The 12,897-nt window shown below is 75.2% G+C and carries 14 protein-coding genes; 7 read left to right on the top strand and 7 right to left on the bottom strand.

Going from position 1 to position 12,897, the window contains the following annotated elements; genetic code table 11:
- Positions 1-39: 39 nt before the first annotated feature.
- The gene (locus MUU72_RS13030; RefSeq protein ID WP_248013367.1) at positions 40-2,313 is read right to left on the bottom strand and encodes a heavy metal translocating P-type ATPase; all 2,274 of its coding nucleotides are present in this window, start codon (positions 2,311-2,313) and stop codon (positions 40-42) included.
- 84 nt (positions 2,314-2,397) lie between these two features.
- Positions 2,398-3,438 carry a helix-turn-helix transcriptional regulator gene (locus MUU72_RS13025; protein ID WP_248013366.1) on the bottom strand — a complete coding sequence of 347 codons (1,041 nt, stop codon included), beginning with the start codon at positions 3,436-3,438 and terminating at the stop codon, positions 2,398-2,400.
- 209 nt (positions 3,439-3,647) lie between these two features.
- Between MUU72_RS13025 and corA the strand changes: the two genes are divergently transcribed.
- Positions 3,648-4,733: a magnesium/cobalt transporter CorA gene (corA, locus tag MUU72_RS13020; RefSeq protein ID WP_248013475.1), complete on the top strand. Its 1,086-nt coding sequence runs from the start codon at positions 3,648-3,650 to the stop codon at positions 4,731-4,733.
- Positions 4,734-4,751: 18 nt separating this feature from the next.
- Here the strand turns inward: corA and MUU72_RS13015 are convergent, their stop codons facing one another.
- The gene (locus MUU72_RS13015) at positions 4,752-6,029 is read right to left on the bottom strand and encodes a CynX/NimT family MFS transporter (RefSeq protein WP_248013365.1); all 1,278 of its coding nucleotides are present in this window, start codon (positions 6,027-6,029) and stop codon (positions 4,752-4,754) included.
- Complete coding sequence (locus MUU72_RS13010; protein WP_248013364.1) at positions 6,026-6,781, bottom strand: FadR/GntR family transcriptional regulator; 756 nt, start codon at positions 6,779-6,781, stop codon at positions 6,026-6,028. Before MUU72_RS13010 ends, MUU72_RS13015 begins: the two co-directional genes overlap by 4 nt.
- Positions 6,782-6,979: 198 nt before the next feature.
- On the opposite strand from MUU72_RS13010, the gene MUU72_RS13005 reads away from it, so the two are divergent.
- From MUU72_RS13005 to crcB, 3 genes are read left to right on the top strand one after another with little or no spacing between them, the layout of a single operon-like run.
- Complete coding sequence (locus MUU72_RS13005) at positions 6,980-7,417, top strand: fluoride efflux transporter FluC (protein WP_248013363.1); 438 nt, start codon at positions 6,980-6,982, stop codon at positions 7,415-7,417.
- Positions 7,414-7,806, top strand: coding sequence for a DUF190 domain-containing protein (locus tag MUU72_RS13000; protein WP_248013362.1), 393 nt, complete (start codon positions 7,414-7,416; stop codon positions 7,804-7,806). The genes MUU72_RS13005 and MUU72_RS13000 overlap by 4 nt, the downstream gene beginning before the upstream one ends.
- Positions 7,803-8,177: a fluoride efflux transporter CrcB gene (gene crcB, locus MUU72_RS12995; RefSeq protein WP_248013361.1), complete on the top strand. Its 375-nt coding sequence runs from the start codon at positions 7,803-7,805 to the stop codon at positions 8,175-8,177. Before MUU72_RS13000 ends, crcB begins: the two co-directional genes overlap by 4 nt.
- Before the next feature lie 233 nt (positions 8,178-8,410).
- Here the strand turns inward: crcB and snpA are convergent, their stop codons facing one another.
- Positions 8,411-9,070 (bottom strand): snapalysin, encoded by a 660-nt coding sequence (snpA, locus tag MUU72_RS12990; protein ID WP_248013360.1) that lies wholly within the window; start codon positions 9,068-9,070, stop codon positions 8,411-8,413.
- 244 nt (positions 9,071-9,314) lie between these two features.
- Between snpA and MUU72_RS12985 the strand changes: the two genes are divergently transcribed.
- The gene (locus MUU72_RS12985) at positions 9,315-10,292 is read left to right on the top strand and encodes a LysR family transcriptional regulator (RefSeq protein WP_248013359.1); all 978 of its coding nucleotides are present in this window, start codon (positions 9,315-9,317) and stop codon (positions 10,290-10,292) included.
- Positions 10,293-10,464: 172 nt separating this feature from the next.
- Here the strand turns inward: MUU72_RS12985 and sodN are convergent, their stop codons facing one another.
- Positions 10,465-10,860, bottom strand: a complete 396-nt coding sequence (gene sodN / locus MUU72_RS12980) for a superoxide dismutase, Ni (protein ID WP_033298259.1) — start codon at positions 10,858-10,860, stop codon at positions 10,465-10,467.
- Positions 10,861-11,025: 165 nt separating this feature from the next.
- On the opposite strand from sodN, the gene sodX reads away from it, so the two are divergent.
- Entirely contained in the window at positions 11,026-11,472 is a 447-nt protein-coding gene (gene sodX / locus MUU72_RS12975) for a nickel-type superoxide dismutase maturation protease (protein WP_248013474.1), read from the top strand.
- On the opposite strand, the gene MUU72_RS12970 is transcribed toward sodX, so the two are convergent.
- On the bottom strand, positions 11,394-12,005 hold the full coding sequence (locus MUU72_RS12970; protein ID WP_248013358.1) for a CGNR zinc finger domain-containing protein: 612 nt from the start codon (positions 12,003-12,005) through the stop codon (positions 11,394-11,396). The two genes, sodX and MUU72_RS12970, sit on opposite strands and share 79 nt — an antisense overlap.
- 92 nt (positions 12,006-12,097) lie before the next feature.
- On the opposite strand from MUU72_RS12970, the gene MUU72_RS12965 reads away from it, so the two are divergent.
- A complete protein-coding gene (locus tag MUU72_RS12965) occupies positions 12,098-12,859 on the top strand; it encodes a class I SAM-dependent methyltransferase (RefSeq protein WP_248013357.1) in 762 nt (253 codons plus the stop codon).
- Positions 12,860-12,897 lie beyond the last annotated feature (38 nt).

Genomic DNA, 12,897 nt, shown 5'->3' with positions numbered 1-12,897 from the left:
CCCCGGTCGCGCGGTGTGCGGCCGGGGCGGGCGGGGCCTTCAGGACAGGGCCGTGAAGCGCCGCAGCCGCAGGCTGTTGCCGACGACGAAGAGTGAGGAGCAGGCCATCGCGGCGCCGGCGATCATCGGGTTGAGCAGGCCGGCCGCGGCCAGCGGCAGCGCGGCGACGTTGTAGCCGAACGCCCAGAAGAGGTTGGTCCGGATCGTGCCCAGGGTGGCGCGGGCGAGCCGGATGGCGTCCGCCGCGGCGCGCAGGTCGCCGCGCACCAGGGTGAGGTCGCCGGCCTCGATGGCGGCGTCGGTGCCGGTGCCCATGGCCAGTCCCAGGTCGGCCTGGGCCAGCGCGGCCGCGTCGTTGACGCCGTCGCCGACCATGGCGACCGAGCGGCCCTCGGCCTGGAGGCGGGCGATGACCGCCGCCTTCTCCTCGGGCAGGACCCCGGCGATCACCTCGTCGATCCCGGCCTCCGCGGCCACGGAGGCGGCGACCGCCTCGTGGTCGCCGGTCAGCAGCACCGGCCGCAGCCCCAGCGCGCGCAGCCGGCGGACCGCCTCGGCGCTGGTGGGCCGCACCGCGTCGGCGACCACCAGCACGGCGCGGGCCGCACCGTCCCAGCCGACCGCGACCGCGGTGTGCCCGGCCTTCTCGGCGGTCTCCTTGGCGGCGGCCAGGGCGGGCGGCAGCTGCTGACCCTGTCCGGTGAGCAGCCGCTCCCCGCCCACCAGGACGGCGTGCCCGTCCACGGTGCCGCGGACCCCGAGGCCGGGGACGGCCGCGAAGTCCTCCGGGACCGGCAGGGCACCGCCGGGCGCCTCCTCCTGGGCGGCGGTGGCGACGGCCCGGGCGATCGGGTGCTCGGCGGCGTGTTCCAGCGCGCCGGCCAGCCGCAGCGCCTGCGCCCGGCTCACTCCGTCGGCGGGGTGCACGGCGGTCAGGGTCATCACCCCGGTGGTGACCGTGCCGGTCTTGTCCAGGACGACGGTGTCGACGCGGCGGGTGGTCTCCAGCACCTCCGGCCCCTTGAGGAGGATGCCCAGCTGGGCGCCGCGGCCGGTGCCGACCATCAGCGCGGTCGGGGTGGCCAGTCCGAGCGCGCACGGGCAGGCGATGATCAGTACGGCGACCGCGGCGGTGAATGCGGCCACCGTGCCGCGGCCGGTGCCCAGCCAGAAGGCGAGGGTGGCCAGCGCGAGCACGAGGACGACCGGGACGAAGACCGCGGAGATCCGGTCGGCGAGCCGCTGGGCGGCGGCCTTGCCGTTCTGCGCGTCCTCGACCAGCCTGGCCATCCGGGCCAGCTGGGTGTCCGCGCCGACCCGGGTGGCCTCGACGACCAGGCGGCCGCCCGCGTTGACCGTGGCCCCGGTGACGGTGTCCCCGGGGGCGACCTCCACCGGCACCGACTCGCCGGTCAGCATCGAGGCGTCCACCGCGGAGGAGCCCTCCACCACCGTGCCGTCGGTGGCGATCTTCTCGCCGGGGCGGACCACGAAGCGGTCGCCGACCCGCAGCTCACCGGCCGGCACCCGCACCTCCCGCCCGGCGCGCAGCAGCGCCACGTCCCGGGCGCCCAGTTCGAGCAGGGCGCGCAGCGCCGCGCCGGCCTTCCGCTTGGCGCGCGCCTCGGCGTACCGGCCCGCCAGGACGAACGTGGTCACCCCGGCCGCGGCCTCCAGGTAGATGTTCCCGGCGCCGTCGGTGCGGGCCACGGTCAGCGTGAACGGGTGGGTCATCCCGGGCATCCCGGCCGTACCGAGGAAGAGCGCCCACAGCGACCAGCCGAAGGCGGCGAGGGTACCCATCGAGACCAGGGTGTCCATGGTGGCCGCGCCGTGCCGCAGGTTCGTCCAGGCGGCCCGGTGGAACGGCCATGCCCCGTACACCACCACCGGGGCGGCCAGGGTGAGCGAGAGCCACTGCCAGTGGGTGAACTGGAGCGGCGGGACCATCGCCATCGCGACCACCGGGACGGTGAGGACCAGGGACACCAGCAGCCGCTGCCGGAGCGCGGCGAGCGGGCCGGCGTCCCCCTCCGCGGCCGGGGGGCCGGCCTCCTGGGCGGGGGGCTCCGGGGCGGGCGGCGCCGGGACGGCGGCGGTGTAGCCGGTCCGCTCCACCGTGGCGATCAGGTCGGCGGTCGCCACGCCGCTGCCCTCCGCGAGCACCACCTGGGCCTTCTCGGTGGCGTAGTTGACGGTGGCGGTGACCCCGGGCATGCGGTTGAGCTTCTTCTCGACCCGGGCCGCGCACGAGGCGCAGGTCATCCCGCCGATCTCCAGCTCGACGACGGGCCCGTCGATCGCGGTGGTCATACGGCTGCTTCCTCTCCTTGCGGGGCCGTGGGGCACGGCCGGACGGCGTCCCGCCCACCGTGTGCCCGCCCCCGCGTGGACAGCCTACCCCCCTGGGGTATTCCCGTGGATCGGGCCCGCCGCGCTGCCGCCCTCCCCGGGCGTTTCGGCCCCCGCGGCCCCCTCGCCCGCCGCGGCCCGCAGCGCCCGGCCGCCCAGCTCCCGCAGGTACCCGGTCAGCTCCTGCGGGCTGTGCACGGTGAACTCCCGGCCCAGCAGTACCAGCCGCATCGCCAGCCACTCCAGCGAGTCGGGGGCGCTGTGCCACCGGCAGCGCTCGCCGTCCAGCGGCACCACCTCGCCCGCCGCCGGGCCGCCGAGCCGCGCGGCCACCTCCTCGGCCGGCCCGGACACCGTCACCACCGCCCGATAGGCGGCCGCCAGCCCGCGCATCCGCTCCCGGACGTACGCCCCGGCGTCCGCGGCCGGCAGCTCCCGGGGCGGGGTCCGCACCCCGGTGGCGAACGGTTCGCTCAGCCGGTCCACCCGGAAGATCCGCCAGTCCTCACGGTCGTTGTCGTACCCGACGAGGTACCAGCGGCGGCCGGCGGGGACCAGGCGGTGCGGTTCGACCACGCGGCGGCTCAGCTCGCCGGCGCCCGCGCGGTAGCGGAAGCGCACCCGCTCGTGGTTGGCGATCGCCGCGGCCAGCACCGTCAGGTGCTCCGGATCGACCGTCGGGCCGTCCCCGGCCGGCATCGGGACGGTGGCCGTGCCCAGGGTGGCCACCCGCCGCCGCAGCCGGACCGGCAGCACCTGCTCCAGTTTGGCCAGCGCCCGGACCGACGCCTCCTCGATGCCGGCGATGGTGTGCCCGGCGGTCGAGCGCAGCCCCACCGCGATGGCCACCGCCTCCTCGTCGTCCAGCAGCAGCGGCGGCAGCGCGGCGCCCGCGGCAAGCCGGTAGCCGCCGTCCGCGCCCATCGTGGCGTGCACCGGGTACCCCAGGTCGCGCAGCCGCTCGATGTCGCGGCGGATGGTGCGGGTGGTCACCCGCAGCCGGTCGGCCAGCTCCCGGCCCGGCCACTCGCGCGGCGTCTGGAGCAGCGACAGCAGGTTCAGCAGACGTGCCGATGTCTCACTCATGGCGTCGATGATGGCGGGGGAGCCGGGGATCCAGGACAGATGCTGTCCTACCAGGGCCGGTCCCGGCGCCGCGGGCCCGGCGCACGCCCCCCCCGGCGCGCGGGCACATGGCGGGCACGGCCCGCACCATGGCGCGGTGCGGAGTGCGCAAAATCGCGCCCCGGCCGTACCCGCCGCGCGCCGGTGCGAGCGATACTGGCCCGGTGTCGATGATCAGCAATCTCCGCAAAGCGGTCCGGCTGCCGCAGCCGCGCCAGGCCGGGGTGGACCTCAGCCACCCGGCCCGCTCGCCGCTCGGCACCGCCGTGGTGAACTGCGCGGTCTACGTGTCCGGGGTGCGCCAGGACGGCCACCGGCCGGCCGAGGAGGCCCTCCGGCAGGTCCGGGAGACCGGCGACGGCTTCGTCTGGATCGGCCTGCACGAGCCCTCCGAGGTCGAGTTCGCCGGCATCGTCGAGCTGTTCGGACTGCACCCGCTCGCCGTCGAGGATGCCGTCCACGCCCACCAGCGCCCCAAGCTGGAGCGCTACGACGACTCGCTGTTCACCGTCTTCAAGACCGTCCGCTACGTCGAGCACGACCAGCTCACCGACACCAGCGAGGTGGTCGACACCGGCGAGATCATGGTCTTCACCGGCGCCGACTTCGTGATCACGGTGCGGCACGGCGGCCACGGCTCGCTCGGCCCGCTGCGCGAGCAGCTGGAGCGCGACCCGGACCAGCTCGCGCTCGGTCCGTCCGCCGTGCTGCACGCCATCGCCGACCTCGTCGTGGACGACTACCTCGACGTCGCCGCCGCCGTCCAGGACGACATCGACGACGTCGAGAGCGAGGTCTTCTCGGTCCGCGGCAGCCGCGGCGCCGGCCGGATCTACCAGCTCAAGCGCGAACTCCTCGAACTGAAGCGGGCGGTGACCCCGCTGGACCGCCCGCTCCAGGAGCTGGCGACCCGCTCCCTGGCGTACATCGACCCCCGGATCAAGACCTACTTCCGGGACGTGGCGGACCACCTCGACCGGGTCCGGGAGCAGATCAACGGCTTCGACGAACTCCTGAACTCGATACTCCAGGCGCACCTCGCCCAGGTCGCCAACGCGCAGAACGAGGCGATGCGCCGGATGTCCGCCTGGGCCGCGATCCTCGCCGTGCCCACCATGGTCACCGGCGTCTACGGCATGAACTTCGAGTACATGCCGGAGAAGAGCTGGACCTTCGGCTACCCGCTGGTGATGGCCGTGATGGTGGTCGTCTGCTGGCTGATGTACCGCGGCTTCAAGCGGAACGGCTGGCTGTAGCGGCGCCGGGGGCGGCGCTCACCGGCCCGCGACGTGCCGGGGCCGGGCCGCCCCCCACCCCGCCGCCACCTGCGGCACCAGCAGCACCAGGAGCACCGCCAGCGGCACGCTCCAGGTGCCCGAGGCGTCGTGCACCGCGCCCAGCACCGCCGGTCCGGTCGCCGCCAGGATGTAGCCGAAGCACTGCGCCATGCTGGACAGCTGCGCGGTGTGCCGGGTGTCCGGGGCGCGCTCCACGATGAACAGCAGCGCCAGGCTGATCGCCGCGCCCTGGCCCAGGCCCAGCAGCGTCATCCACAGGTACGCGCCGGCCACCGGCGCCGTCCACATCCCGGCGAAGCCCGCCGCGCACAGCACCGCGCCCAGCGCGGCCAGCGTCCCGGCCCGCAGCCGGCGGCCGACCACCACCGGTGCCAGGAACGAGCCGGCGATGCCCAGCAGCGAGGAGTACGACAGCAGCCAGCCGGCGTCGCCCGCGCCCGTCCCGGCGTCCCGGAGCATCGTCGGCAGCCAGGCGGCGGCCGCGTAGTAGCTCAGCGACTGGAGGCCCATGTAGCCGGTGACCTGCCAGGCCAGCGGGGACCGCCACAGTCCGCGGACCGGGTGCGCGGCGTCCCGCGCGGCCCCCGCCGGCACCCGCGTACGGGCGCGCAGCTGCGGCAGCCAGACGACCAGCGCCAGCACCGCCAGCGCGCCCCAGCAGGCCAGCGTCGCCTGCCAGGAGAGCCCGGCGGCCTGCCGCACCGGGACGGTGATCCCGGCCGCCAGCGCCGCGCCGCCGAACAGCGACATCGAGTACAGCCCGGTCATCAGGCCCGCCCGCGCCGGGAAGTCCCGCTTGATCAGGCCGGGCAGCAGGACGTTGGCCACCGCGATGCCGGCGCCGATCACCACCGTCCCGGCGAACAGCGCCACCACCGAGTCCAGCAGCCGCAGCGCGGTGCCCGCGCAGATCAGCGCCATGGTGCCGAGCAGCGACCGCTCCATCCCGAACCGCCGGCCCAGCCGCGGCGCGACCGGCGCCAGCAGCCCGAAGCAGAGCAGCGGCAGCGCGGTCAGCAGGCTGGTGGCGGCCGCCGACATCCCGCTGTCGGCGCGGATGGTGCCGGCCAGCGGGGAGACCGCGACCAGGGCCGGCCGGAGGTTCAGCGCCAGCAGGATCACGCCGGCGCCCAGGAAGAGGGCGCGGCGGCCGGTGACGCCGGCGGGCGCGGGCGCCGCCGGGGTGCCGTCCACCGCGCCGCCGGCCGGCCGCGGCCCGGCCTGGGGTATGTCCGTTGCCGGTCCGTGGGTCATCGCGGGGACTCCTCCTGGGTGCTGTCGGGGGTGGGGGGCGGGGCGGGGGCGGGGGCGGCGGGCGGTTCGCGCAGCGCGGCGGCGGCCTCGGCGAGGTGCGCCAGGCAGGCGCGCTCGGCGGCGTCCGCGTCCCGCGCCTCGATGGCGTCGACGATCGCGGTGTGCGCGGCCACCTGGTGGCGGACCGCGTCCGGCAGCAGCGGGGCGCCGACCACGGCCTCCAGCGCCTCCCGCAGCGCATCGCTGACGTGCTCGTACAGCTCGGCGAGCAGGCTGTTGTGGGCGGCCGCGGCCACCGCCCGGTGGAACCGCACGTCCGCCTCGATGAACCGTGCCGCGTCGCCGGCCTCCCAGGCCCGCCCGCGCACCGCCAGCGCCTCCCGCAGCGCCGCCAGGTCCTCGTCCGTGCGGCGCTCGGCCGCGTACCGGGCGGCATCGCGCTCCAGGCAGGCGCGGACCTCGTACGTCTCCAGGTCGGCGGCCCGGCGCAGCCGGCGCTGGACCGCGGCGCCGAAGCCGCTGCTGGCCCGGACGTACGTCCCGTCGCCCTGGCGGGGCTCCAGCATCCCGGTGTGCACCAGCGCGCGGACCGCCTCCCGGACGGTGTTCCGGCCGACGTCGAGCTGGTCCACGAGCACCGGCTCGGCCGGGATCTTCTCGCCGACCGGCCACTCGCCGTCGGCGATCAGCCGCTCCATCTGCTCGATGACCAGCTCGACCAGGCTGGTGCGGGCGGTGCTGCGCAGCGGCATCGGCGCCGTCCTCTCGTCCGTCGTGCCCGGGGCCGCGCCCCGCCGGCGCCCGCCGTCCGGGCGCCGGATTCCACCGGTGATGGGAACATCCCATGTTTAGCGGTGTCAAACGGCCGGGTTTAGCCTGGGGGCGGCGAGTGCCGCGCCCTGTGCGGCCGGACCCGCCGACGGACCGGACGGACAGGAAGACCGCGGAGCATGGACGAGCGAGCCCGCCGGGCGCTGCCCTGGCGGGGCGAGTGGCCGGTGATCGGCGCGGTGGCCGCCGGCGGCGCCCTCGGTGCCACGGCCCGCTACGGCGCCGGCCTGCTCTGGTCCACCCCCGCCGGCACCTTCCCCTGGACCACCCTGCTGGTCAACGTGGCCGGCTGCGCCGCGATGGGCGTGCTGATGGTGCTGATCACCGAGGCGTGGACGGCCCACCGGCTGCTCCGCCCGTTCCTGGGCACCGGCATCCTCGGCGGCTTCACCACCTTCTCGACGTACGCCGTGGACATCGCGCGCCTGGTGGACGCCGACCGGCTGCCGCTCGCGGCGGCCTACCTCGCCGGCACCCTGCTCGCCGCGCTCGCGGCGGTGGCGCTGGCGGCGTCGGCCACCCGTGCGCTCCTCGGCCTGCGGCGGCGGACGGCATGACGGGCGGGGCGGCGCACGCGGTGCCCCCCGGGCGGCCGGGGCTGCGGATGACCGTGCTCGTCGGCGAGCAGGACGCCTGGCACCACCGGCCGCTCTACGCCGAGATCGTCCACCGGGCCCGCGCGGCCGGGCTCGCCGGCGCCAGCGCCTTCCGCGGCGTCGAGGGCTTCGGGGCGACGTCGGTGATCCACACCCAGCGGCTGCTGTCGCTCAGCGAGGAACTGCCGGTCGCGGTGGTCGTCGTGGACACCGAGGAGCGGGTGCGGGCCTTCCTCCCGCACCTGGCGGAACTGCTCGCCGGCGGGGGCCTGGTGACCCTCGATCCGTGCGAGGTGATCGCGTTCGGGGGCCGGGCGGACGGCACCGGCGGGGAGGGCACACACGCGTGAACTGGCTGCTGGTGGTGGCCGGTGCCGTGGTCGGGGCACCGCTGCGCTTCCTGACCGACCGCTTCGTGCAGGCCCGGCACGACTCCGTGCTGCCCTGGGGGACGTTCACCGTCAACGCCGCCGGCAGCCTGGTCCTCGGCCTGCTGACCGGCGCGGTCGCGGCCGGCGCCGCCGGCCCGCACCTCCAACTGCTGCTCGGCACCGGCCTGTGCGGGGCGCTGACGACCTATTCGACGTTCTCCTACGAGACGCTGCGGCTGGCCGCCGACCGCGCCCGCGGGTACGCCGCGCTCAATGTGGCGATGAGTCTGGTGGCCGGGCTGGCCGCCGCGTTCGCCGGGGTCGCCCTCGGCCACGCGCTGCTGTCCTGACCGCCCGGGGGCCCGGCCGCCGGCCGCCCTGGCACGCCGAAGCGGTGGGGCTCGGGGAGGAGCCCCACCGCGGGGGTGGACGCACGGGATCGCGGGGACTGGTGGGGGGTACGGGGCCGGCCGCCAGGTACCGGCTCCGTCAGCCCCGGCCCGTCCGTCGCCCGGCCGCCGTCAGCCCGGCCGGGGAGCGGCGGGCCAACCGCCGTCACGCCGCCCCGGAACGGCCCGCGAGGTCAGCCGCCGAAGCGGGCCCCGGCCAGGCCGTTCGCCCAGAGCTGGTCCACCTGGGCCCGCTCGTTGGCGTCGGGCTGGGTGTTCTGGCAGGACGGGCCGGGCCCGCCGCCGGACATCAGCTCACTGCACGGGCCCTCGTAGTGGTCCGGCAGGCCCAGCACGTGGCCGGTCTCGTGCGCGACGATGCGGGTGCGGTTGTACTGCTGGGCCTGGCTGTAGTCGATGAAGACGAAGCCCTTGCCGTGGCCGTCGGTGCTGGCGTACGAGCCGCGCGGGTCGTTGCCCTCGCGGTACTGGAAGTCGCCGCCGCTGCCGGCCTGGAGCTTGACGTTCTTGACCGCGCTGTTCCAGATGGACGCGCTCTGGGATATCTCGCCGGCGAAGGTGGGGGCCGCGCTGGCGTCGTAGGTGACGGTGACCGTCTTCAGTTCCGGGTGGGCCTTCAGCTTCGCCCGGGCGGAGGCCATCACGGCGTCGAAGAACGCCTTGGTGTCCGCCTTCTCGGCCGCCGAGCCGGTGTAGGCGGCGATCGAGGCGGGGGTGCTGCGGTGCGGGGCGGGGTGCGCGGAGGGGGTCGCGGACACCGGCGCCGCCGCGGCGAGCGCGGCGGCGAGACCAAGACCGAGCGCAGCCGACAGCGCCGTCCTGTGAGATCTCATGTGGGGGGCTCCTTCATTTCCGAGAGGCCGTACGGCCGCCGTGTGGGGCGGCGGCCGGGGCCCTGCGGATTTCTTGGTGCCGTTGAGTGTGGACGGAGTTCACCCGCCCGGCGGAGATGCCAGGTGGCGATAGCGCCGGGCAATACCCCCGGTGGCGGGCGGGCAACGTGCTGGTGAAAGGCGGGAGTTCGCAGGAGCCGGAAGAGGCTGGTGTGAGCCGCGCCCGCGCGTTTATGCTCCCGGCGTGGAGCTTGAGGTAAGGCATCTTCGCGCGTTGTGCGCCATCGCCGACACCGGCAGTGTGCGCAAGGCGGCCCGTCAGCTGGGGATGACGCAGCCCTCCCTGACGACCCAGCTCCACCGCATCGAGAAGGCCCTGGGCGGCCAGCTCTTCTTCCGCGAGCCGACCGGCAGCCGGCCCACCCCGCTGGGGCATTCGGTGCTCTGCCGCGCCCGCCCGATAGTGGCCGAGATGCGGGCACTTGTCGAGGACATCGCCTCGGTCTCGGTCCGCGAGGAGGGCACCCGGCTGCGCATCGGCAGCACCAACAGCCCCGCCGTCGCGGGGTGGTTGCGCCGGCTGCGCACCCGCCTGCCGGAGACCGACACCACGATACGGACCGATGTGTCCGCCAACGCCCTGCTGCACATGGTCGCCATGGGCCAGCTCGACGCGGCCTTCGTGCACGAGGTCGAGGGCGCCCCGCTGCGCATCCCGGACGGCCTGGTCTGCCACGAACTCCTCGCCCGCGAACCGCAGTTCCTCGCGCTGGCGGAGAGCCACCCGGCCGCCGCGCACCCCGTCGTCCGGGTCGCCGACCTGGCCGCCGACCAGTGGATGGTCGACCCGACGGTGGACGGCGAATGGGCCGGGCTGCGCCGCATCTGGGCGGCGGCCGGCATCAACCCCCGGGTCGTGCACGGCGATTACCTCACCGCCGTGGACCTCGTCATGGCCGGCGAGGTGGTCACCCCCTGCCAGCCCACCGCCCGCTCCCGCCCCGGGATGGCGATCCGCCCGCTGCACGGCGACCCGCTCGCGGTCCGGCTCTTCATGGCCTGCCGCGCGGACGGCCCGCCGGCCGCCTCCGCCGGGGACCTCTTCGCCGACCTCACCGCCGCCTACGCCGAGATCGCCTGGGCCAGCGAGGCGTACCACGACTGGCTGGTCCGCCACGGCGGCCTGCTGGCCACCGGCCGCCAGGGCGTCAGGGGCTTATAGCCCGGGACTATCACCGGGCCCGGCCTGCGCCGTCCGGGCGACCGCGCGCCCGGCCCCGGAACGGCCGCACCCGGTCCGCGGTTGCCGCCGGAGGGCGGCGGTCTGCGGACCGGGTGCGGACAGGTAGGCGGGACGACCCGGGAAAGTGCAGGTCAGACCGCCTGGGTAAGGCTCAAGCCTTCTTGGTCTCCCAGAAGATCTTGTCGATCTGGGCGATCAGGTCCAGCGCCTTCTGGCCGGTGGCCGGGTCGTTCGAGCCCTTGGCGGCGCTGAGCGCCTTGAGGGTGTCGTTGACCAGCTGGTGCAGCTCCGGGTACTTCTCGAAGTGCGGCGGCTTGAAGTAGTCGCTCCACAGCACCGAGACGTGGTGCTTGGCCAGCTCGGCCCGCTGCTCCTTGATCAGGACGGCGCGGGTGCGGAAGTCCGCGTCCTCGTTGGCCTGGTACTTCTCCTGGACGGCCTTGACCGACTCGGCCTCGATGCGGGCCTGGGCGGGGTCGTACACACCGCAGGGCAGGTCGCAGTGCGCGCTGACCTTGACCTTGGGGGCGAACAGGCGGGAAAGCATGTTCAGTCCTTCCTCGTGATCGTCTTCTCAGGTGCGAGATTACTCGGTACGGGAAGGCTTTTCTCGGGCGGCCCGGGGGTCTTAGGGCAAAAGTCCGGGGCCGGGGCGGGACTGATGGAGGATGGTCCGGTGGAGGTTCCACGGGGGCTGGACCGGGAGGTACGGATGCCGGAGCGGGTGCGCGAGCCGGAGCGGGAGAGCGGCGGCGGCGCGGGTGCCGGGCGGGCCGGGGCGCTGCGGGCGTTCGGGCTGGCGGAGGTCTACAACCCCTCGATGGTGCCCACGCTCCGGCCGGGCGACCAGCTGGTGGTCCAGTACGGGGCGGTGGTGCGGCCCGGCGACGTGGTCGTGCTGCGGCATCCGTTCCGGCAGGACCTGCTGATCGTCAAGCGCGCGGTGGAGCGGCGGGACGGCGGCTGGTGGGTGCGCGGGGACAACCCGTACGTGGAGAACGACAGCCGGGAGTTCGGGGCGGTCCCCGACGAGCTGGTGATCGCCCGGGCGTGGCTGCGGGTGCGGCCGCCGCGCGGCCTTCAGCGCTCGCCGCGGGCGGTGCTCTCCTGGGCGGCGACGGCGGTGCGGCCGCTCTCCCGGCGCTTGCGGGCGCGGTAGGCGGCGACATTGGCGCGGGTGGCGCAGCGGTCGGAGCAGTAGCGCCGGGACCGGTTGGTCGAGGTGTCCAGATAGGCGTTGCGGCAGGGCTTGGCCTCGCAGATGCCCAGGCGGTCCACGCCCAGCTCGGTGAGGTGGAAGGCCAGGCCCATGCAGGCGGTCGCGGTGAAGCCTGCGGTGGCGTTGGCGGCGTGGTCGGCGATGTGCATGTGCCACTTGGGGCGGTTGTCGTCGTCGCGGTACTCGTGGCCGGAGATCTGCGGGCTGACCGGGAACTCCATCATCAGCGCGTTCAGCAGGTCCACCGCGAGCACCTCGTCGCCGCGGTCGGCGGCCTCGAAGACCGCGCGCAGCCGGGAGCGGACGGTGCGCAGCCGGGTCACATCGCTCTCGGTGGCCCGTCGGGCCGCCTGCTGGGCCTCGCCGAACAGCTCGCGGACCGCTTCGACGGAGGTCAGGGTGTCGCCGCCGCGCTCGGGCTGCTCGGTGTTGACCAGCCGCACGGCGTAGTCCGAGTAATAGGCCAGTTCCACTTGTAGTCCTTACGGGCGGGGGGCTAGGGTACGGCTACCCATGCGTAATGGGTGTTGTCAGTACGAGGGTATTACGGGCCGGAGGGGTGGCGATGACCGAGACCGTTGTCGGCGGCGACTGGCAGGCGTGGCAGGAGAGCTGGGACCGCCAGCAGGAGTGGTACATGCCCGACCGCGAGGAGCGGTTCCGGGTGATGCTCGACATGGTCGAGGCGCTGGTGGGCCCCGAGCCCAGGGTGCTCGATCTGGCGTGCGGTACGGGCAGTATCTCCGACCGGCTGCTGAAGCGGTTCCCGCGCGCGGTAAGCGTCGGCGTGGACCTGGACCCGGCGCTGCTGGCGATCGCGGAGGGGTACTTCGCCGGGGAGCCGCGGATCCGGTTCGTCCGGGCCGACCTGAAGGACCCGCGGTGGCCGGAGCGGCTGCCGCACGCCTCGTTCGACGCGGTGCTGACCGCCACCGCCCTGCACTGGCTGCACGTCCCCGAGCTGCGGACGCTGTACGGGCAGCTGGCCGGGCTGGTCCGGGACGGCGGGGTGTTCCTCAACGCCGACCACATGCCCGATCCGGCCACCCCGCGGATCAACGCCGCCGAGCGGGAGTTCCGGCACGCGCGGATGGCGCGGGACAAGGAGGCCGGCGCGGTCGACTGGGCCGAGTGGTGGCGGCTGGCGGCCGCCGACCCGCGGCTGGCCGGACCGGTCGCCGAGCGCTTCGCCCTCTACGGCGAGCACGCGGACGGGGAGACGCCCGCCGTGCGGTGGCACGCGGAGGCGCTGCGCGCGGCCGGGTTCGGCGAGGTGCGCCCGGTGTGGGCCTCGCCGACGGACAGCCTCGTCCTGGCGCTGAAGTAGCGCGGGCGGCGCGGCGGACGGACCGCGCGGGTGCCGTC

The sequence above is a fragment of the Streptomyces rhizoryzae genome (genome assembly GCF_023155275.1).
In the GTDB taxonomy this organism is placed as follows: domain Bacteria; phylum Actinomycetota; class Actinomycetes; order Streptomycetales; family Streptomycetaceae; genus Streptomyces; species Streptomyces rhizoryzae.
The sequence above is the reverse complement of the archived record's forward strand: the minus strand, read 5'-3'. Positions and strand labels throughout refer to the sequence as shown.

Bases quoted from the DNA above. Each gene is read 5' to 3' on its own strand.
- MUU72_RS13025 (WP_248013366.1), bottom strand. From the start codon at position 3,438: ATGAGTGAGACATCGGCACGTCTGCTGAACCTGCTGTCGCTGCTCCAG.
- sodN (WP_033298259.1), bottom strand. From the start codon at position 10,860: ATGCTTTCCCGCCTGTTCGCCCCCAAGGTCAAGGTCAGCGCGCACTGC.
- MUU72_RS13005 (WP_248013363.1), top strand. From the start codon at position 6,980: ATGGACGAGCGAGCCCGCCGGGCGCTGCCCTGGCGGGGCGAGTGGCCG.
- corA (WP_248013475.1), top strand. From the start codon at position 3,648: ATGATCAGCAATCTCCGCAAAGCGGTCCGGCTGCCGCAGCCGCGCCAG.
- MUU72_RS12965 (WP_248013357.1), top strand. From the start codon at position 12,098: ATGACCGAGACCGTTGTCGGCGGCGACTGGCAGGCGTGGCAGGAGAGC.
- sodX (WP_248013474.1), top strand. From the start codon at position 11,026: ATGCCGGAGCGGGTGCGCGAGCCGGAGCGGGAGAGCGGCGGCGGCGCG.
- MUU72_RS13030 (WP_248013367.1), bottom strand. From the start codon at position 2,313: ATGACCACCGCGATCGACGGGCCCGTCGTCGAGCTGGAGATCGGCGGG.
- MUU72_RS13010 (WP_248013364.1), bottom strand. From the start codon at position 6,781: ATGCCGCTGCGCAGCACCGCCCGCACCAGCCTGGTCGAGCTGGTCATC.
- MUU72_RS13015 (WP_248013365.1), bottom strand. From the start codon at position 6,029: ATGACCCACGGACCGGCAACGGACATACCCCAGGCCGGGCCGCGGCCG.
- MUU72_RS13000 (WP_248013362.1), top strand. From the start codon at position 7,414: ATGACGGGCGGGGCGGCGCACGCGGTGCCCCCCGGGCGGCCGGGGCTG.
- snpA (WP_248013360.1), bottom strand. From the start codon at position 9,070: ATGAGATCTCACAGGACGGCGCTGTCGGCTGCGCTCGGTCTTGGTCTC.